The organism is Tunicatimonas pelagia, from assembly GCF_030506325.1.
Taxonomy (GTDB): domain Bacteria; phylum Bacteroidota; class Bacteroidia; order Cytophagales; family Cyclobacteriaceae; genus Tunicatimonas; species Tunicatimonas pelagia.
Genome location: NZ_CP120683.1, coordinates 7013834 through 7033854 on the forward strand (window position 1 = coordinate 7013834; position 20021 = coordinate 7033854).

The following is a 20021-nucleotide window of genomic DNA, read 5'->3' on the forward strand; positions in this document are numbered from 1 at the left end:
TAATGACCGTAGCGGCGTGATTAATCAAGCCGCTACAAATCAGCACTCATAAAAGTCCTCATCAATGCCAGCCCGGTTGCGGGAATGCAGTTCTACGGGAAACTCCCAGAGGTAGCGCAGATGGCGAATGGTTTCTTCGGCTTCGTCTTCTTCTAGCAGCCGATCGTTCTGAATTTTGTGGATAAGGGTAAGTTTGCTGGTTTTGTGCGTATCCACATTTTCTACTTGAATGTTGGGTACCCGGCTGGAACGGTCGTGCTGTTTGCTCAGGGCTTCGCGTATTTTTCGGTAGCCCCGCTCGTTATGAATCGAGGTAATTTCGTAGTGTTCTTCGTCCTCATCGTCCAGCACCGAGAACAGTCGCATATCGCGCATCACTTTAGGTGAAAGGTACTGGGCAATGAAACTATCATCGCGGAAGTTTTCCATTGCTACGTGCACTTCTTCCAGCCAATCTTTGCCAATCAGGTTAGGAAACCAGTTTCGGTCTTCATCAGTGGGCTCCTGGCAAATTCGCTTAATGTCCATAAAAATATTGAAACCCAACGTATACGGATTGAGACCGGAAAAGTGCGGACTATTGTACTGTGGCTGATAGATAACCCCGCTGTGGCTTTTGAGAAACTCCAGCATAAACCCATCGTCTAGGTACCCTTCATCGAAAAGCTTATTGATGATATGGTAGTGCATAAACGTGGCGAATCCTTCGTTCATCACCTTGGTCATTCCCTGCGGATAGTAGTACTGGGCTACTTTACGAACGATGCGGATAAGCTCTCGCTTCCAGACCGGTAGCTTGGGAGCATTTTTCTCAATAAAGTAAAGAATATTTTCTTCGGGTTCCTTCGGGAATTTTGCCTTCTTTTGGGTTACTTCAATTTGCTTTTTAAGCCCCTCCGGTAGCGTGCGAAGTAGATCATTATAGTTTTCGGCCTTCACTTTGGCTAACCGACGTAGCCGGGCTTCTTCTTTAGCAGACGAGAGTTTAGAAGGCTTCTTATACTTATCTACACCAAAATCCATCAGAGCGTGGCAAGCATCCAGTACTCCCTCTACTTCTTCCCAGCCAAACTCGTCTTCACAACGAACCACAAAGTCGCGAGCAAACACCATATAGTCTAGAATAGACTCGGCGGAAGTCCACTCTTTAAATAGGTAATTATTCTTGAAAAAGGCGTTATGTCCCTGGCAGGCGTGAGCAATGACCAGCACCATCATACAGGTGGTGTTGTTCTCCATATTATAGCTCACACAAGGGTTGGAGTTGATAACCATCTCGTACGATAGCCCCATTCTTCCCTTCTGGTAGCTGTTCTGGTTCATCACAAAGTCCTTCCCAAACTTCCAATGCGGATACGTGGTGGGTAAACCTACCAATGCGTAAGCATCTAGCATTTGCTCTGAGGTGACAATCTCTATCTGGTTAGGATAGGTATCCAGTTTAAAGTACTCCTTCCCTACCCAATCGGTAATCTCATCCGCCGCCTGAAGCGTGGCAAAATCCCAATTGGAATTGCTGAACATTGCTCTATACTTTTCTTTATCCATAGCTCGATGGCTCGATTGTTGAATGGTTCAATTATTTGTTAGTCCACAGTCCACCGACTATAGTCCATAGTCATTGCTGGTTGCTAAGTTATCATCAGTCATTACTCATTATCAACTTTCCACTGTCAATTATCAATTGTTCATTGTTCTAAGCTGCTTTATCTTCCACCAAATCTTTCTTCTTAAACAAAGCTCGGAATACTGGCCAAATTTGGCTGACATCGTTGATATTTCGCATCGCAAAGTTTTCTTGACTGCGGAGCCGCTTGTAGGCGTGCCAAAGGTAACCTTCTAGTCCCCGGTTTTTGATTTCAATGTAGGCCATGTACTGAACGGTCGGCAGCACTTCTTGCTTGAGCAACTGACTGCATTCAATGGCATCTCCGTTGGACCAAACATCGCCGTCGGAAGCTTGACAGCAGTAGATGTTCCAGCGGTTTTCGGAGTAACGTTCGCGAGCAATCTTGGTCATCAATTTAAGCGAAGGGGCTACGATTGTTCCTCCACTTTCTCGGGAATTGAAGAACTCTTCTTCGTCTACCTCCTTCGCTTCGGTATGGTGGCGAATGAAGACAATTTCCACCTTCTGATACTGCCGGGTCAAAAAGATATAGAGCAACGTAAAAAAACGCTTGGCGATATCTTTTTCGTGATAGCCCATGGAGGCCGATACGTCCATAATGCAGAACATCACCGCCGCCGTGGTGGGCTCCGGTACGCGTTCGTAGTGATTATACCGCAAATCTACATCATCAAAAAACGGAATGGTGAGCCGCATTTTGCGGTATTTCTCCAATTCTTCGGTTAAACGTTCTTTCTCCGTGGCATCTTTTGCTTGGGCTACTTGCTGCTCTAGCTTCTTAATTTTAGCATCGTAAGCTCCTTGAATGGAAATCTGGCGAGCTAATGACTGCCGATAACTGGTTTTGATATTGAGTCGCGACGGAATACTGTTTTTAGTGTAGCCCGCTCGCTGGTTACGGAAGCTCACCGTGCTCTGCATGTATTTCTTTACTAAATTGGGTAACTCCAAATCGTCGAAGAAGTACTTAATAAATTCTTCTCGGCTTAAGATTACCACAAAGTCATCTTCTGTTGTTCCGGGGCTGTTAGAGCCTTTACCTTGACCCGGCCCTTGGCCACCATCTTCGGGCTTAGGCACTCGATCTCCTTCCGAAAACTTATCGTTGCCGGGGCGCACGTACTGCTTACGGCCCGAACGGGGATCGTGGTGGAAACTAGGTTCTTTCACGCCCTTGATCGGCACCTTCACTTTCCCCCCCTGACTAGCGTCTTTGATACTTTCCTGACTAAGAATATCGGGAATCGCTTTACGAATCTGCCCTTCCACCCGCTTCAGAAACTTCTGGCGGTTATTGATGGACTTGCCTTTCGTATTCTTCCGCCGATCAATGATGTTACTATTGCTCATACAATTTCGTTGAAAGTAAGGCGTGATCAATCACGCTTCTACAAAATTTCACCCTTTCATGTCCCTCATCCCGGAACAAGTCCGGGACTAGTTTCATATTTCACACTTCTTATCTCATATTTCCTACCTACCCCATCGTCTTACGAACCCGCATAAACCAGTCGACTAAAATCCGAATTTGCTTGGCGGTGTAGCCTCGGTCATTCATTCGGCGGGTAAAATCCTGGTGCTTACGATCGTCTTCTTCGTTGCTTTTAGCGTTGAAGGAGATCACCGGAAGTAAATCTTCGGTATTGGTAAAGATTTTCTTCTCTATCACATTTTTAATCTTCTCGTAAGAATCCCAACGCGGGGTATCGCCGCCATTATTAGCTTTGTAACGCAATGTGAAATTGGTTACTTCGGCCCGAAAATCTTTCGGATTGGCAATTCCCGCCGGTTTTTCAATTTTTTCCAGCTCCTCGTTCAAGATGCTGCGATCTAAGATTTCGCCCGAATCGGGATCACGGTAGTCGTTGTTCTGAATCCAGTAGTCAGCGTAGATCACATACTTCTCAAAGATATTCTGACCGTAGGTGCTGTACGATTCAATGTAGGCTTTCTGAATTTCGTCGGCAATAAACTCGGCGTACTTTGTCGCCAGAATAGATTTAATGATATTCAGGTACCGCTCTTCGGTTTCACCGTCTAACTCTAGTTTCACTACTTCTTGTTCTAGCACGTAGAGCAAATGCACCGGGTTAGCCGCTAATTCTTCGTTATCGAAGTTAAATACTTTAGACAGCACCTTAAAGGCAAAGCGAGTGGAAACCCCCGTCATTCCTTCGTTAATCCCAGCGTCGTCGCGGTACTCCTGAATTGACTTAGCATTAGGATCAGTCTCCTTCAACGTTTCACCGTTGTACACCCGCATTTTGGAGTATAAGCTAGAATTTTCCGGTACTTTCAGTCGGGTCATTACCGAAAACTGAGCCAGCAGTTCCAACGTAAGCGGAGCGCAAGGTGCCTGATCGAGCGAGCTTTCCCGAATTAGTTTTTCGTAAATACTAATTTCTTCGTCTACCCGCAAACAGTAAGGAACCTGCACTTTGTAGATTCGATCTAGAAAAGCTTCATTCTTTTTATCGTTAGCAAATTTCGCCCATTCAGACTCGTTGGAGTGCGCCAAAATAACTCCATCGTAAGGAATAGCCCCAATGGGCTCCGTACCTTTATAGTTATTCTCCTGAGTAGCCGTCAGCAGTGGGTTCAGCACCTTAATCGGCGATTTAAACATCTCTACAAACTCCATCACTCCCTGATTGGCCAAACACAATGCCCCCGAGTAGGAATACGCATCGGGGTCACTCTGCTGAAATTCGGCTAGCTTACGAATATCTACCTTACCCACCAGCGTGGAAATGTCCTGATTGTTTTCATCGCCCGGTTCGGTTTTAGAAATTCCAATCTGGTTCTGCACCGACGGGTAGAGCTTTACTACTTTGAATTTGTTCACATCCCCGTCGAACTCGCGCAAACGTTTAGCCGCCCACGGACTCATACAAGCCGGAATGTATCGAGACGGAATATTATACTCCGATTCCAATTCCTTTTTATAGTCGGAAAACAGTCCTAATGGACTTTCGTAGACCGGGCTAAGCTCTTCTCCGGCTTTTAGTACGTAAATCGGGTTTTCCTGCATTAAGTGCTTAACCTTTTCGGCTAATGAACTTTTACCCCCACCAACGGGTCCCATCAAATACAGTATCTGTTTCTTTTCTTCCAGCCCCTGCGCTGAATAGCGGAAAAAGGAAACAATCTGATCGATGGTATCTTCCATACCGTAAAACTCCCGGAAAGCCGGGTAGCGCTTAATCACCTTGTTAGAAAATATCCGGCTGAGTTTGGGATCATCTCGGGTATCTACTAACTCGGGTTCGCCAATGGCCTTCAGAATTCGTTCCGAGGGTTTGGCGTACATCGCAGCATCTTTCTTACACTCCTTTAAGTACTCAGCCAACGTTATTTCGCTGACCGAAGAGCTGTAGTTGGTTTTTATCTTATCTAGTACACTCATATCCTTCTAAGATTACTCTTGTAAATAAGTTGATAATCACTAAACAGATTACGTTAACGACTTTGACGTAATTGGATGGCTTGTTGGATGGTAGTGCAGATAAGTGACTTCTTCATTACTGCACTGAGGGCCTTTTATAACGACTGTGGCGAGGTTATGGTATTCACGGATACCGCAAAGGCTGCTTAATCAAGCATAGGTTAGCTTGAATATTCTTTATTTGATAGCTTAATATACTGAAAATTTTTAAAGATGAAATAGTTTAGTAAACATTTTTCTAAAAAACACCTTCTTATTTCAAGAGTCACAAAAATAAAATTAGCCCATGTCACAAAATAAAATTGCCTTAGTAACCGGTGCATCCGGCCATATGGGTAAGTCAGTCACTACTCAACTTTTAAACGACGGTATTAAGGTAGTAGGTACTGTCCAAACACCAGAAGAATCAACGGATTTTGACAACCACCCTGCCTTTGAGAAATATGCCATCGATGTAAGTAATGAAGCCGAGGTTAGCCGTCTGGTAGATTATATCACTAAAAATTACGGACAGGTTGATTTTGCCGCACTGCTGGTTGGGGGATTTGCGATGGGTTCTTTAGCGGAAACCAGTAGCGCTGATTTGGAAAAAATGTACCGACTAAATTTCTTGACCGCCTACCTATGCTGCCAAAAATTATCAGCTCAGATGAGTAGTCAGGAACAAGGTGGCCATGTTGTGCTGGTAGGAGCCCGACCGGCACTTGATCCTTCCGCCGCTGCCAGCATGGTATCTTACGCGCTCTCTAAATCACTGATATTCAAACTTGAAGAAATTATCAACGCGAACACGGCTGAAACCGGAGTGCGATGTTCGGTGATTGTGCCTAGCGTATTAGATACACCACCCAACCGGGAATCTATGCCCGATGCTGACTTTAGCGATTGGGTCACTCCCGAGCAAGTGGCTGCAACAGTTGCCTTTTTAGCCTCTTCGGATAGTGACCCACTAAGAGAAACCGTGCTCAAGCTCTACGGAAATGCTTAAAACGTAACTAGGCTGAATATAGGATGCTGCTTGATTTTCTCTTTTCCGTTAAGAAAAGATAGCTCCACCAGAAAAGAAACCTGCACCACTTCCCCACCCAAACGCTGCACTAGTTCGCAAGCGGCGGCGGCAGTGCCACCGGTAGCCAGCACATCATCGTGTATCACTACTTTCTCGCCCGGTAATATTGCATCTCGATGAATCTCGAGGCAATCAGTACCGTACTCTAGGTTGTATTCTTGCTGCAACGTCTGAAAGGGCAACTTTCCTTTTTTGCGAATTGGCACAAAACCTGCGCCCACTCGATTGGCTAATGATGCCCCCAAAATAAATCCGCGCGATTCTATGCCCACCACTTTCTGAATCCCTAGCTGAGCCAGTGGATTGCTGAGTCGAGTAACCGCCTCTTGAAAAGCGTCAGCGTTCCCCAAAAGCGGAGTAATATCTTTGTAGGTAATACCGGATTGGGGAAAGTCGGCAACATTACGAATATAGTCAGCTAGTTCCATAGCAAGGTGTTGAGTACGATTTATCGGAATATGGTAAAACTTCACAAGCGTAATAAATTGATTGAAACTTCACAAAATCGCCGCCGGTAATCCTCTACATTTGTTGTAAAAAAATTATGGCCACATCAGTATCCGCAAAGGGAAAAAGTATTTACGACAATGCCAAGACCCACTTTTTAGGAAACTTTCCTGGTGACTTACCCATTGAGCAGGCGTACGTTCACATCGGAATGTACCTGGGTTGGATTATCGACAATGAATTGTATTCGGAGTATTTTGAGGATGAGGCCGACACGCAAATCTTTAGATTTAAAAATCGAGAAATTTCTTGTACAATCCTTAGCGAGATTTGGGATGGTTATTTGGGTCATGAGCTATTCAGCGAAGAGGGCAACTTATTTACTTTCTACTATTACGGAGGCGGACTTTATCGTAAAGATTATGAAGATTTGCTATCTGGCAATCTTCCCTCTTTGTATCATGTAAAAGATTCTTGGGAGAACTACGACAAAATTGCCCAGAACGTTTCTGTGCGCTACCGCGACTGGAAAAAGCTGGTGGGCTAAGTTTTTGTTTGGTGAGGAATAGGCGAATCCGTATATTCACCACTATAGTTAACCATTCCTACCAATCCGTTGAGCCAAGTCGAGAGTATTTTAAAGCAATTTAGCACATTAGCCTGGGGCACTCACCTACTAGTATTACTGTTGGGTGGAGGCCTTTTTTTTATGCTCTACTCTCGGTTTCTCCCCTTTCGCCATTTCGGGCACGCCATTGATGTGCTGCGTGGAAAGTACGACGATCCGAATGATCCGGGTGAGATAAGTCACTTTGAAGCCCTTTCCAGTGCTTTAGCGGCTACCGTAGGTATGGGCAATGTTACCGGAGTAGCGGTAGCAATCACCGTTGGAGGTCCGGGGGCACTCTTCTGGATGTGGGTGAGTGCTTTTCTGGGGATGGCTACTAAGTTTTTCACTTGCACACTGGCAATTATGTACCGAGGTAAAGATAGTGCCGGGCAAGTGCAGGGTGGCCCCATGTATGTGATAGAGGAAGGCTTAGGAAAAAAATGGAAGCCTTTAGCTATCTTTTTTTGCGTAGCCGGACTTCTGGGTCCGCTACCCATGGTAAATGCCAATCAGTTGGGGCAAGTTATCAAAGATGTTGTTCTGCTTCCGATGGGAATGCAAGAAAGCTTTGGGCTGAATCTCACGCTGGGGCTTTTGGTAGCCGCATTAGTTGCCGTTGTTATCTTCGGCGGAATTAAAAGAATTGCACGTGTAGCCAGTCGTATGGTTCCCGCTATGGTCGCTATCTACGTGGTTTCGGTGGTGTATATATTATTTGCTAATGCCAGCCAGATTTTGCCCTCGCTCAGCTTGGTAGTAACCGATGCGTTTACCGCTACCTCAATGCTGGGCGGAGCCGTTGGGTCTATCATTGTGGTAGGTGCCCAGCGGGCAGCTTTCTCTAACGAGGCCGGCATTGGTACCGCCCCTATGGCACACGGAGCAGCTAAGACAAAGGAGCCAGTGCGGGAAGGCTTAGTAGCAATGCTCGGCCCCGCCATTGACACATTAGTGGTTTGTACCATGACGGCTCTAGCAATTTTAGTGACTGATGTGTGGAAAGTGACCGGCATGGAGGGCATTACGCTTACAGTTGATGCGTTTAATATCGCGTTTCCCGGCGATCAGTTCGGTGGATATTTGTTGCTGCTGTGTGTCGCTTTTTTTTCGCTATCTTCTCTATTCACACTGTCCTACTACGGCACCAAATCTTTTTCTTATTTAGCCGGAGCCCATCGGGCGCGCTGGTTTAATTACTTTTACGTGACAACCATTGTTATTGCTTCGGTTTCTACGCTACAGGCGGTTATTTATCTGGTAGATGGTATGTACGCCTTGATGGCTATTCCCACCATGATTTCGGCCTTACTGCTGGCTCCCAAAGTTCGGGCAGCAGCAAAAGATTATTTTTCCCGATTGCACCAGGAAACCCCTAAAAAAGTGGTTTAGCATTACAGAGAAAGCAAGAACTCTTTAAAATCTTCGGTATTGTACCGTGCCATTCCCGTTTGCTGGAAGACAATTTTCCCGTTACGGTCAATAACCCAAGTCGTTGGTATTGCTTCATAGGGTAAACTACCGCTCATTTGCTCCGGGAAGTAAACTGGAACCAGAAAGCCCTCTCGTTGTATCCACTCTTTCGCTTTTAGCTGATTTTTATCGACTGAAACCATTAAAAATTCTACCCTATCGCCTACTAAATTATATAGCTCAGCGATTTCGGGCATTTCAGCTATGCAGGGTGGGCACCAAGTAGCCCAAGCATTGATAAAAAGTACTTTTCCCCGCATATCCTCTATATCAATCTGGTTCCCGAGCGTATCATGTAGTATCAGATTGTAGTCAAACGCTTCATCTAGTATCAGATTGTAGTCAAACGCTTCATCTGGGTGATAGCTTTCAACTGAAGCATTGAATAAACCAGTATGCAGCAATACTTTTTGTACGTTACTCATGAGTGGTAATCGTACGCTGGGTACGAATACTATCAGCACTACCAGGGAAATCAGCATAAGATCAATAATTTTTGATTTGGATATCTTTTTCATCACTGTTGTACCTTCCAACCTAAATGTGTTTACAAATTCTATGTTTTCTTTTCTAATTTCGCTCAACGCCTGATTAAAGCACGATGGGAAAAATTTTCGGTACCCAGCAGATTACGATATTCTTACTCGTTATCATTTCCTATCCTGGATTTTCGCAATCAGTGAGCCTGCCAGCCTCAACGATTGATGTGCTTCATTATGTTTTCAATGTGACTGTTCACGACAATTCTAACGAAATTAAGGGTGATGCCAGTATTTTTGCTAAGCTTCCTCCCAATCAGGCTTCCCCACTTATTTTGCATTTAGCTGGTTTAGATAGCAGTGGTACCCGGGGGATGGTGATAGATGAGGTTCTCTTTAACAATAAGCCCGTAACATTCACGCATAAAAACCACGTTCTCTACCTAAATATTCCCGTAGCCGACCGACTTATTGCGGAAGGTACTTTCCGGGTTAAGTATCACGGTATTCCGAGCGATGGATTGATTATTAAACAAAATCAATACGGTGACCGCACTTTTTTCGGTGACAACTGGCCCAACCGGGCACACTTCTGGCTACCTACTCACGATCACCCGTCTGATAAAGCCACTTGCGAGTTTGTTGTTACCGCTCCTGCTCACTACCAAGTAATTTCTAACGGCAAACTTTTAGAAGAGAGCTACCTACTGCCCGACAGTCAAAATCCACTTCGGTACAAGCTTAGTCATTGGGCAATCACCCAGCCTATTCCCACCAAGGTAATGGTATTCGGGGCTGCGAGGTTTGCCGTGCAATACCCACCGAACGATCAGCCCGTAACTATTGAGAATTGGCTGTACCCGGAAGATAAGGAAGTTGGTTTCCAGAAGTTCACTCCCACTGCTAATATTCTATTATTCTACGAAAGCATTTTAGGTTCTTACCCCTACCACAAAATTGCCAACGTGCAATCTAAAACGCAGTACGGAGGGATGGAAAACGCTACCGCTATTTTCTATAATGAATCAGTTATTGTCGATCAGCCTTCCATCGAAGGGCTTATTGCCCACGAAGTGGCTCATCAGTGGTTCGGCAATGCCGTCTCCGAAAAGAACTGGTCAGATGTATGGCTGAGTGAAGGCTTTTCAACCTACCTCACTCACCTCTATTTTGAGCATACCTACGGACGAGATAGTATGAACGTTCGTTTACTGGCTGATAAGGAACGTATTTTTACGTACCACCTAAAATCGCCCCAAGCCAGAGTAGTTGATACGGATGAATCAAATCTCTTTCAATTACTTAATGCCAATACGTACCAGAAAGGGGCCTGGGTGTTGCATATGCTACGGGCTAAGGTGGGTGATAAAATATTTTTTACTATCCTAAAGCAGTTTTTTAATCGGTATAAACATCAGAATGCTTCTACTGAAGATTTTATTGCTTTGGCCAGTCAACAAGCCAATAGTGATTTATCGGCGTTTTTCTCCCAGTGGCTATACCGCTCTGATTATCCGGTTTTAGAGAGCAGTTGGAAAAGTAGTGGCAAGAAGCTCAAAGTAAAAGTAAAGCAAACGCAAACAGGTAAACCCTACGCCTTTCCCTTGCAGATAGGAGTATACTATGCTAATGGGTCAGCTTCTGAGGTGAAATCGGTGTACATAGATGAGTTAGATGAAGCATTTACCCTAAACGTTAACTCTCGCGTCGATAGAATCGTACTTGATCCGGCTACCTGGCTCCTGCACGATACGCCACTTATCAAAAACTAATAACCCAGGCAGCAACCGTAGCCACAGCGGTGCTAGTAAAGTTCACCCCATGATTACTCAAGTACTCCTTTTGTTGTAGGGTAGCTCCTAGTATTGAGTCTACGATATTTCCGAAAAAACCTATAAAAACGATTGTTACCACATTAGAGATCGACGGAAAAAAGCCCCAGTAAATTGTGCTTATAATGCTGCTGCCAACTAAACCCCAACCGAAGCCCTCCCAGCTTACTACTCCGTCATCACCTCGTTTTCCCGACTGAAAAGAGAGAATATTAAAATAGTAGCGTCCGGTTACGTTACCCATTTCGGAAGATAGTGTGTCTGATAGTGCTACGGCGAAGCAAACCGCAATCAGAAATTCAGCCTGAATAAGGGTAGGAAAAAGTATATTCAGCAGGGCGACCACTGCCGCTGCCCCGCTATTAGACAACACATTTTTCCATCCTCGCCTACTATGGTTTGCTTCGGCTAGGGCTAGTTCGGTTTTGTGCCGAATTTTATAGAGGCTTGCCAGAGTACCTGTCACAAAAAATGTAGCAATTAACAATATTCCTAAAAAATTGCTACTGGCAAACAAAAGTGAAGTAACGATCCCTCCTACTATCCCTCCCGGGAGGTCTATCTTTCGTGAGATAATTGCTAGCAAACTTGCTATACCAATCATCAAATACACATAAATACTACTAATCAGCACGTTATGGATTATTCTGGTAAAAATTGAAAAGTGTTACCAAACTTACATTATAATAATTCTAATATAAATTATGAATATATTTGTATAAATTTCATTCATAATTATGAAAAATTCAATTTACGTATCTTTAGTTTGTGGTGCATTACTTTCGTGCCAAGATGATGTAGATACCAACAATTTCGGTTTGCCGGCCTCAGTGGTTCAGTTTTCAATTACTGAAGCAAGTAGTTTGGAAGGAAGTGGCTTCCAGCAAGTGCGAGTGTACTTAGACGAACCCCAAGAAGGCAATACCCTGGTTAGCTTTTCAGTCAGTGGAAATGTTACTTTTGCTACTAATACGCAACGAGGAGATGTTCGCCTATTAACTGAATCACCACTACTAATTCCTCCCGGCGAAACTGAGGCTTTTATTGACTTTGAGCTACTAGAAGACTTTGATTTTGAGAGTGAGCCGGAAGCCCTGTCTATTACCCTTACGGGTATTCTGGAAGGCAATGCTCTACTAAGTACTACTGCTAGCGAGCGTATCTATCAGCATCGGGTTGAAGAAAATGAGTACGAACTAAACCTAAGATGGGATCAGCAAACATCTTCTGACATGGACTTAGTAGTAGAACTTCCAAACAGCAGGGTATTGATTAGCGATAATACCAACGGGTTTGAACAAGTGGTAATTGGCAATGTTGACCAAAATACTTCTTATTTAGTATCGGTATGGTATCTGGAAGGCTCCGAACCCATTAATTACGAAGTTTCTTATCAAAAGGCAGGTAGCGAAGTACAAATTCTTCAACAAGGTCAGTTCGAAGAAGATGAAGCCAATGAGGAATTTTCGCTCGCCAATGGCAACGGAACGCATCAATACAAACTACTGCGCTCCAATGCTGAGCTAACCCTTATTCCGCGCTAAAAATATTTTCAAAAGCTGTACTAGTGTACAGCTTTTTTTACATATCAAAGTTATCTACTTGAGCGTAGGCTTCAATCAGCTTAATTTCCCCTTCTTTGCCCGGCATAGAGTTTCCGTGCTCCATCCCCATAATTCCGCGATACCCCTTTTCGTGGATAAATTTGAATACATTTTTGTAATTAATTTCTCCGGTAGTTGGCTCTTTTCGTCCCGGATTATCCCCAATCTGAAAATACGCGATTTCATCCCAGGTAAGATCAATATTACGAATTACGTGTCCCTCATTTTTCTGCATATGATAAACATCGTACAAAATTTTACAGGCGGGGCTGTTCACTCCTTTACAAATTAGGTACGTCTGGTCGGAATAGCGAAGAAATAAGTCAGGATTGTCACTTAACGGCTCTAACACCATCACTAAGCCGTGCGGTTCAAAGATATCAGCGGCCTGGCGTAGTGCCTCAATTACGTTAGCCGTTTGAATCCCGATGGGGATGTCTCGCTGATAATTACCGGGTACTACGGTCATCCAAGTAGCGTTGCAACGCTTAGCCACATCTACTGCCCTTCGGCAGCCATCTAAAAAAATATCAATGTGCTCTTGTTTACCAGCCGCTAAGGTATTAGCCCCATTGCCACCTTTATCAATAACAAACACCCCCATTTCCATATTTCGGTCACTCAGGGTCTGACCAATTTTTTCCTGCATCTCTACCGGACGCTTCATCATGCCATTATCTTCCAGCGCCTCAAACCCAGCATCGGCCATAAAGTTAAGCTGGTCGATTACATCCTCTCCTGCGTGGCTTTTAAACATCCCAAAGTGAGGAGCATATTTCATTTGAAAGGATCGTTTTTCGGGCGGCATAATCGGTTGGGCAAAAGCAGTAGCTGACAAAGCACCCGCCCCGGTAGCTAAAGCACTCGTTTTCATAAAGTCTCTTCTTTTCATATGATTAGGTTGTTTGAATAGTAATGATAACTAGTGCTAAAAATACAATTTTAAAAATGATACTCGAGAGCATTACTCATAAAATCACGAGGCAATACACTTTAATTGCTAACAAAAATGCATTAGTCAATCAAATGGTGTAGTTTAGGTTTAATTAAACCCTACCTATGCTATGAAAATTATTTGGTTCGCTACAATAGTAGTCTCTTTTCTTGGATTTGCCTGCCAAGCCCCCGTTGCCGAACTGGAAGAAATTCCGGCTTACACCATTGAACAGTTTCTCAATACCGAGCAAATTGGGGGAAGCGCCTTCTCGCCCGACGAAAGTAAGATTATGTACTCCAGCAAAAAAACCGGAATCTTTAACGCCTACGAAATTCCGGTAGATAGCGGGGATACTCAGCAGCTTACTAGTTCAGACAGCGAATCGGTGTTTGCTATTTCTTACTTTCCAGAAGATGAGCGTATTTTGTTCACCAGCGACCAAGGGGGAAATGAGATTAATCACTTATATGTGAAAAACCTGAGCGGAGAGACTACTGACTTAACTCCCGATTCAACCGCCAAAGCTCAGTTCTATGGCTGGAGCTACGACCAACAAAGCTTTTTTTACACTTCTAACCAGCGTAACCCCCAGGCTTTTGATTTATATGAGCTAGAAATTAGCCAGATCGATGCCATTGAAAACAATACCGCCACCTACCAACCCAAATTAGTGTTTGAAAACCCCGGGCAGTTTTACCCGGCGGCTATTTCTGAAGATAAAAAACTAGTATCGCTGACAGAACCTATCACTCGGCAAAAAGTGAATATGTATTTGTACAACGTAGAAACGGGTACCACTGAGATGATTAACGATGCGGAAGATACCGTAGCTTATTCGCCCCAGTACTTTAGTCACGATGGTAAGTATCTTTACTTCTTAGCCGATAAAAATAGTGAATACGCCTATCTGAGCCGACTTGATTTGGCTACGGGCGAAATGGAAAAAGTTCGGGAGGCTAATTGGGACATTTGGTACGCATACGAATCCCGAAACGGCAAATACCAGGTAGTAGCAACGAATGAAGATGCTCGCACTAAAATTGCAATTTACAATCAAGAGACGGGATCTGAAGTAAAATTACCCAATATGCCCGCCGGTGAAATTACTTCGGTGAATATATCCGATAGCGAGCGATTAATGTCTTTTTACATTAACAGTTCTACTTCTCCTAGCGACCTCTACGTTTATAATTTTGATACTGAAACCTATCAACGGCTAACGAATACGCTAAACCCAGAAATTGAACAGAGCCATTTGGTGGCGGGCGAGGTAGTTCGCTACAACTCCTACGATGGCTTGGAGATTCCGGCCCTACTGTATAAACCCAAAATAGCTTCAGCCGATAGTCTATCTCCGGCAATGTTATGGATTCACGGTGGTCCGGGCGGGCAATCCCGACTGAATTACAACGCCTTAATGCAGTACCTGGTTAACCATGGCTACACCATATTTGCGGTGAACAACCGAGGCAGTAGTGGTTACGGAAAATCATTTGAAATGGCCGATAACCAAAAGCACGGTGACGTAGATCTAAAAGATTGCGTAGCTGCAAAAGATTATTTAGCTAAACTGGATTACGTTGATGCTGAGAAAATTGGGATTATGGGCGGCAGTTATGGCGGTTATATGACGTTGGCTGGTCTAGCGTTCACTCCGGAAGAATTTAAAGTTGGAGTAGATATTTTCGGGGTAGCTAATTGGCTACGAACCCTACAGAGCATTCCTCCTTGGTGGGGAGCGGCCCGCGAATCGCTGTTTGCCGAAATGGGAAACCCCGAAATTGATTCAGCGGCTTTGTACGATAAATCTCCGCTATTCTTTGCCGACCAAATTACCAAACCGCTGATGGTACTACAGGGGGCTAATGATCCTAGAGTGCTACAGGTAGAGTCTGATGAAATTGTAGAAGCCGTGAAGGCCAATGATGTTCCGGTAGAGTACGTGGTGTTTGAAGACGAGGGACACGGCTTTGTAAAAAAAGAAAATCAGATTAAAGGGTATCAGGCCATCCTGGAATTTTTAAACCAGCACCTTCGCAGTAATTCGGGAGAACCAACCGCCTACAATAGAGGTGATAATTGACAATGGATAGTTGATAGAGGACAGTTCATTCATTATCTACTGTCAATTTTCCCCTATTCATCAATTATTGAAGAGTCGGATCTGAACCGGGAGGCTTATAACACTCTCATCGTGGTTTCTATTTACGGTGGTAACCACGAAAGTATGTTTTTTCCTGAAGATTCCTTCGCGCGCTCCTTCTTTAAATGTTAGCTGCGGATAATAGCTTTTAGCAATAATGGTAGTCGGGTCGCTAATATTGGGTGGCTCATCGCCCTCAGCCCCATAAACTACGTAATAGCAAACGTCTTGATGGATATCAGGCTGCCACTGCATTAGCACTTCTGATCTTTTTCGGGCAATGACAAGATTTTGGGGCGGATTTGGTCGTTTGCTTCGGTGCCAAGGCATGGTAGGTATTAGGGCTGGGTACTTAAAACTTCCGCTCCGCAAGTGGTCATTAATACCTAAGGGATTTTCTTTAAATGAACGAGCACTGAAAAATACACTGCCATCCACTTGAAAGCTTTTCCGGTTTAGAGAAATTTGATCAATAATTTGATAGGGGTTACTCCAAAGCGAATCTTCGGGTAGTCCAATTTTGTAGGTGGCATGACCAATGTAGAGCTGACGCCCGTAGGTATTTTTCACCCACCAATCCAGTAGCTTCTGATAATCAGCCAGCTCAAACCCAATTCCGAAGTATAACTGAGGAGCTACGTAATCAATCCAGCCATTTTTCAACCAAGTAATTACATCAGCGTAAAGATCGTCGTAACTGGTTTGAGCTGCTCGACTGTCGGAGCCCAAAGGATCATCTTCCGCATTCCGCCATACCCCAAAGGGACTTATACCAAAGCGAATCTCCGGTTTTACTGCTTCAATGCTATCGTGTACCGATTGTATAAACTGGTTCACGTTGTCTCTTCGCCAATCAGCTATCGTATCAAATTGCTCGCCGTAACGGATGAAGCTGGTCTCATCTAAAAACGACAGGCTATCAATGCGATACGGATAAAAATAATCGTCAAAATGAACGCCGTCAATGTCATAGCGATTTACTACATCCATCACTACGTTCAGCACGTGCTGGCGTACTTCTGGCAAACCAGGATCAAGGTAGCTGTGTTTGCCGTAGGGAACCACCCACTCGGGGTGATCGAAGAAGATATGCTGTTCACTAATATCACCCTTCAGATAGTTAAAAATAGCTCGAAACGGATTGATCCAGGCGTGAAATTCCATCTGCTGCCTACGGCATTCGCCAATCATAAATTCTAAAGGGTCATAGATAGGATTCGGGCTTCGCCCCTCTACTCCCGTCAGCCACTGTGACCAAGGTTCGTAATTTGACTGATAAAGCGCATCGGCACTGGGACGTATCTGCACAATAAGCGCGTTCATGCCATTAGCCTTGTGAAAGGCAACCAGTTCGATGAATTCGCGCTGCTGCTCTTCCGTAGTCAAGCTGGTGGAAGAAGGCCAGTCAATGTTACCCACTGTTGCCACCCATACTCCCCGAAACTCCCGCTTAGGCGGATAGTTTTGAGAGTAGCCCGAAAGACTAACTGTTACCAGAAAGATGAGTGAAGCAATTGAATAAGAAGAAAAAAGCACTCGATAAAAAAAAATAATGTATCGGAATATTAGTTGAAAAAATAAGCAGAATTGAACCATATAGTTGACGTCTCAGTCGATCGGTTGAAATATGCTGCAAAATTTAAGCTCCTTGCAATATACTATTACTTCTTAGAAACCATTGAAAAGAGAAATCAGATGCCGAAAGAATGAATAGCAACTGTTATCCGGACTCTACTCACTGTTTGCCATTTTCTGTTTTATGGCTAAATCAAAAAGATGTCTGCTACTCTGGCTAAAGTTTTAACCAAGATTGCAGAGATTTTGCGGAGCGAATCGTAATTTCACCGCCAATATTGACACCCCCATCTATGTCTAAACTAAATTTGAAGGAGCAAGTTTTTCCTCACCTAATCTCAGTTGTCGTTCTGGTAATTATCACAATACTGTTCTTCAGCCCCATGTTTTTTGGGAACAAGGTGATTGAGCAGTACGATGTTACGCAGGGTATTTCTTCCGGGCAAGAGATTGTAGAGTATCGGGATAAAACTGGGGAAGAGGCTCTTTGGACGAATTCTATGTTCGGAGGAATGCCCGCATATTTAATTAATATCAAGTACGAGGGCGACGGAATTATCAATTTTTTTCAAAAGGTCTATTCGCTAGGATTTCCCCGCCAGGCCGAAGTAATCCTAAAATGCTTCCTAAGTTTTTATATCCTGCTCATTATTTTCGGGGTTCGCCCCTACTTGGCTCTGGCTGGAGCCGTAGCTTACGGCTTAGGAACCTTTAATATTGTGAGTCTGGAGGCCGGGCATATTTGGAAGGTCGAGGCTATTGCCTACATGCCACTAGTGCTTGGTGGTATCCATTTGACCTACCGCGGTAAATTATTGGGCGGATTTGCCCTGACCGCCTTAGCACTGGCACTAGAGATTGACAGTAATCACCTACAAATTACCTACTACCTGCTACTGCTAGTGATTTTCTATGGTATCGCCATGCTGGTGCAGGCCATTCGTCAAAAGGAACTGAAGCCCTTTCTTATTCGCTCCGGCATTCTGGTCGCTGCGGCTTTACTGGCGGTAGGCACCAATTTAGGGCGTATCTGGAATACGTACCAGTACGGTCAATACTCTACTCGGGGGCCATCGGCTCTGACGAAGGGTAGTGAAGATAAGCAAGAAGGCTTAGACCGGGACTACGTGTTTAACTACAGCCTAACGATGGCTGAAACTATGACCCTGTTTGTTCCTGACTTTTCGGGCGGGGCCACTGGAAGAAATATTGGAATGGATTCTAATTTGGGAGAGTTTCTTCAGCAAGCGAATTTAAACCGACAACAGATTCAAAATTTTGTGCAAAATGCGCCTACCTACTGGGGTGGCAAGATTAGTACGGCGGGCCCTACCTACGCCGGAGCAATTATAGTTTTTCTATTTTTTATTGGTTGCTTCTTTGCTCCACAACCGCATCGTACTTGGCTTATAATTGCTACGATCTTTTCTATTATGCTCACTTGGGGGAAATTCTTCCCCTCGTTTAATTATCTGCTGTACGATGTTTTGCCCGGCTATAACAAGTTTCGAACGGTTGAAATGGCAATGGTGATTGCGCTACTCTGTATTCCGTTGCTGGGCTTGATTGGTCTTGAATCTTTGCTTCGCAGTAGCTGGAATGATAAAATCCGCAAAAAATTCTTGATCGCAGCTGGAGTTCCAATTAGTATTTTGATACTGCTAATCGTATTCGCAGGGTCGTTCAATTTTGAAGCCCCAGTAGACAGCCGCTACTTAGCTCAACAAGGAGGCGATTTGATTGTCGATGCATTACAAGACGACCGTGCGGACTTACTGAGAAGTGATGCTTTACGGTCACTGATTTTTTGCCTACTGGTCGCAGCAGCCTTATTTTTTTATAAACTGGAAAAGTTAAAGTATTTGGGACTCGCCACGGTGTTGGCACTACTATCTGCCGTTGATATGTGGTCGGTAGCCAAACGGTTCCTTACGGAAGAGGATTATGTGCGAGCCCGTAATCGCTTCGCGGCTACTACCGCTTCAGAGGCTGACAACTTCATTTTGCAGCAAAATGCTTCCCGAGCTCGAGTGCTAAATCTGCAAAATCCATTCAACGATGCCGTAACATCCTACTACCACGCTTCCGTAGGTGGCTACCACGGAGCCAAACTAGGTCGCTATCAGGATTTGATTGAATATCACTTGGGCAATGAGGTGAATCAGGCTATTCAAACCCTGCAACAGGGGCAGCGTAACTTTGAAGATATACCGATTTTGAATATGCTTAACACTCGCTACTTCAAAGCAGGAGAAAGTCAGAATGCGGTTCTTATAAACAACCAAGCCCTCGGGAATGCTTGGCTAATCAGTCAAGTGCAAACGGTAGAAAATGCCGACCAAGCCATTGAAACTTTGGGAACGATTGATCCGGCTCAAACCGCTATAGTAAATATCAGCGATTTTCAACTATCGAGTACTTCCTTTAGCAGTGAGGGCGAAATCAAGCGGGTAGAATATCAACCCAACTACCTTAAGTACGAGGCGAACGTACCCGCCGAAAGCTTCGCGGTTTTTTCAGAAATATACTATCCCGATGGCTGGGAAGTAACCATTGATGGTGAAGAAAGCGATTATCTGCGTGCCAACTACGCCTTTCGTGCTATGGTGATTCCAGCAGGTCAACACACCATCGAATTTTCCTTTAACCCAACCTCCTACCGCGTAGGCAGCACCGTATCGCTGATTGCTTCTATTCTATTACTAGTAGTGGTACTTGCTGCTTTGGGTTTGAGTTTTCGTTCGTTGATAAAGGAGAATACTACTGCAAGCACATGATTT

At 44.4% G+C, this 20021-nt stretch carries 15 protein-coding genes; 7 read left to right on the forward strand and 8 right to left on the reverse strand.

Annotation, left to right across the window (positions count from 1 at the left end; genetic code table 11):
* Positions 1 to 39 precede the first annotated feature (39 nt).
* The 3 genes from P0M28_RS29740 to P0M28_RS29750 form a co-directional block, all read right to left on the reverse strand.
* The gene (locus P0M28_RS29740; RefSeq protein WP_302207151.1) at positions 40 to 1548 is read right to left on the reverse strand and encodes a SpoVR family protein; all 1509 of its coding nucleotides are present in this window, start codon (positions 1546 to 1548) and stop codon (positions 40 to 42) included.
* Positions 1549 to 1696: 148 nt separating this feature from the next.
* A complete protein-coding gene (locus tag P0M28_RS29745) occupies positions 1697 to 2980 on the reverse strand; it encodes a YeaH/YhbH family protein (protein WP_302207152.1) in 1284 nt (427 codons plus the stop codon).
* Positions 2981 to 3107: 127 nt separating this feature from the next.
* Entirely contained in the window at positions 3108 to 5036 is a 1929-nt protein-coding gene (locus tag P0M28_RS29750) for a PrkA family serine protein kinase (protein WP_302207153.1), read from the reverse strand.
* Positions 5037 to 5361: 325 nt separating this feature from the next.
* On the opposite strand from P0M28_RS29750, the gene P0M28_RS29755 reads away from it, so the two are divergent.
* Positions 5362 to 6063, forward strand: coding sequence for an SDR family NAD(P)-dependent oxidoreductase (locus tag P0M28_RS29755; RefSeq protein WP_302207154.1), 702 nt, complete (start codon positions 5362 to 5364; stop codon positions 6061 to 6063).
* Here P0M28_RS29755 and P0M28_RS29760 read toward each other — a convergent pair.
* Positions 6060 to 6572: an adenine phosphoribosyltransferase gene (locus P0M28_RS29760; RefSeq protein WP_302207155.1), complete on the reverse strand. Its 513-nt coding sequence runs from the start codon at positions 6570 to 6572 to the stop codon at positions 6060 to 6062. The two genes, P0M28_RS29755 and P0M28_RS29760, sit on opposite strands and share 4 nt — an antisense overlap.
* Positions 6573 to 6688: 116 nt before the next feature.
* Here P0M28_RS29760 and P0M28_RS29765 point away from each other — a divergent pair, with 116 nt between their 5' ends.
* The gene (locus tag P0M28_RS29765; protein WP_302207156.1) at positions 6689 to 7138 is read left to right on the forward strand and encodes a DUF7832 domain-containing protein; all 450 of its coding nucleotides are present in this window, start codon (positions 6689 to 6691) and stop codon (positions 7136 to 7138) included.
* A gap of 69 nt (positions 7139 to 7207) precedes the next feature.
* A complete protein-coding gene (locus P0M28_RS29770) occupies positions 7208 to 8590 on the forward strand; it encodes an alanine/glycine:cation symporter family protein (RefSeq protein ID WP_302207157.1) in 1383 nt (460 codons plus the stop codon).
* A 2-nt stretch (positions 8591 to 8592) separates the two neighbouring features.
* Here P0M28_RS29770 and P0M28_RS29775 read toward each other — a convergent pair whose 3' ends face one another.
* Positions 8593 to 9189 (reverse strand): TlpA family protein disulfide reductase, encoded by a 597-nt coding sequence (locus tag P0M28_RS29775; protein ID WP_302207158.1) that lies wholly within the window; start codon positions 9187 to 9189, stop codon positions 8593 to 8595.
* A gap of 83 nt (positions 9190 to 9272) precedes the next feature.
* Here P0M28_RS29775 and P0M28_RS29780 point away from each other — a divergent pair, with 83 nt between their 5' ends.
* Positions 9273 to 10922 (forward strand): M1 family metallopeptidase, encoded by a 1650-nt coding sequence (locus P0M28_RS29780; RefSeq protein ID WP_302207159.1) that lies wholly within the window; start codon positions 9273 to 9275, stop codon positions 10920 to 10922.
* On the opposite strand, the gene P0M28_RS29785 is transcribed toward P0M28_RS29780, so the two are convergent.
* Positions 10912 to 11568 (reverse strand): DUF92 domain-containing protein, encoded by a 657-nt coding sequence (locus P0M28_RS29785; RefSeq protein ID WP_302207160.1) that lies wholly within the window; start codon positions 11566 to 11568, stop codon positions 10912 to 10914. The genes P0M28_RS29780 and P0M28_RS29785 overlap by 11 nt on opposite strands.
* A gap of 151 nt (positions 11569 to 11719) precedes the next feature.
* Between P0M28_RS29785 and P0M28_RS29790 the strand changes: the two genes are divergently transcribed.
* Entirely contained in the window at positions 11720 to 12526 is an 807-nt protein-coding gene (locus P0M28_RS29790) for a hypothetical protein (RefSeq protein WP_302207161.1), read from the forward strand.
* A 37-nt stretch (positions 12527 to 12563) separates the two neighbouring features.
* On the opposite strand, the gene P0M28_RS29795 is transcribed toward P0M28_RS29790, so the two are convergent.
* Positions 12564 to 13478 carry a TIM barrel protein gene (locus P0M28_RS29795; protein WP_302207162.1) on the reverse strand — a complete coding sequence of 305 codons (915 nt, stop codon included), beginning with the start codon at positions 13476 to 13478 and terminating at the stop codon, positions 12564 to 12566.
* A gap of 172 nt (positions 13479 to 13650) precedes the next feature.
* On the opposite strand from P0M28_RS29795, the gene P0M28_RS29800 reads away from it, so the two are divergent.
* On the forward strand, positions 13651 to 15606 hold the full coding sequence (locus P0M28_RS29800) for a S9 family peptidase (protein ID WP_302207163.1): 1956 nt from the start codon (positions 13651 to 13653) through the stop codon (positions 15604 to 15606).
* A gap of 60 nt (positions 15607 to 15666) precedes the next feature.
* On the opposite strand, the gene P0M28_RS29805 is transcribed toward P0M28_RS29800, so the two are convergent.
* The gene (locus P0M28_RS29805; protein WP_302207164.1) at positions 15667 to 17262 is read right to left on the reverse strand and encodes a glycoside hydrolase family 10-like protein; all 1596 of its coding nucleotides are present in this window, start codon (positions 17260 to 17262) and stop codon (positions 15667 to 15669) included.
* Positions 17263 to 17534: 272 nt separating this feature from the next.
* On the opposite strand from P0M28_RS29805, the gene P0M28_RS29810 reads away from it, so the two are divergent.
* Positions 17535 to 20018 (forward strand): YfhO family protein, encoded by a 2484-nt coding sequence (locus tag P0M28_RS29810; RefSeq protein ID WP_302207165.1) that lies wholly within the window; start codon positions 17535 to 17537, stop codon positions 20016 to 20018.
* The last annotated feature ends 3 nt before the right edge of the window (positions 20019 to 20021 follow it).

Excerpts from the sequence above, each read along its gene's own strand:
- P0M28_RS29740 (WP_302207151.1), bottom strand. The coding sequence starts at position 1,548 with ATGGATAAAGAAAAGTATAGAGCAATGTTCAGCAATTCCAATTGGGAT.
- P0M28_RS29745 (WP_302207152.1), bottom strand. The coding sequence starts at position 2,980 with ATGAGCAATAGTAACATCATTGATCGGCGGAAGAATACGAAAGGCAAG.
- P0M28_RS29750 (WP_302207153.1), bottom strand. The coding sequence starts at position 5,036 with ATGAGTGTACTAGATAAGATAAAAACCAACTACAGCTCTTCGGTCAGC.
- P0M28_RS29755 (WP_302207154.1), top strand. The coding sequence starts at position 5,362 with ATGTCACAAAATAAAATTGCCTTAGTAACCGGTGCATCCGGCCATATG.
- P0M28_RS29760 (WP_302207155.1), bottom strand. The coding sequence starts at position 6,572 with ATGGAACTAGCTGACTATATTCGTAATGTTGCCGACTTTCCCCAATCC.
- P0M28_RS29765 (WP_302207156.1), top strand. The coding sequence starts at position 6,689 with ATGGCCACATCAGTATCCGCAAAGGGAAAAAGTATTTACGACAATGCC.
- P0M28_RS29775 (WP_302207158.1), bottom strand. The coding sequence starts at position 9,189 with ATGAAAAAGATATCCAAATCAAAAATTATTGATCTTATGCTGATTTCC.
- P0M28_RS29780 (WP_302207159.1), top strand. The coding sequence starts at position 9,273 with ATGGGAAAAATTTTCGGTACCCAGCAGATTACGATATTCTTACTCGTT.
- P0M28_RS29790 (WP_302207161.1), top strand. The coding sequence starts at position 11,720 with ATGAAAAATTCAATTTACGTATCTTTAGTTTGTGGTGCATTACTTTCG.
- P0M28_RS29795 (WP_302207162.1), bottom strand. The coding sequence starts at position 13,478 with ATGAAAAGAAGAGACTTTATGAAAACGAGTGCTTTAGCTACCGGGGCG.
- P0M28_RS29800 (WP_302207163.1), top strand. The coding sequence starts at position 13,651 with ATGAAAATTATTTGGTTCGCTACAATAGTAGTCTCTTTTCTTGGATTT.
- P0M28_RS29805 (WP_302207164.1), bottom strand. The coding sequence starts at position 17,262 with ATGGTTCAATTCTGCTTATTTTTTCAACTAATATTCCGATACATTATT.
- P0M28_RS29810 (WP_302207165.1), top strand. The coding sequence starts at position 17,535 with ATGTCTAAACTAAATTTGAAGGAGCAAGTTTTTCCTCACCTAATCTCA.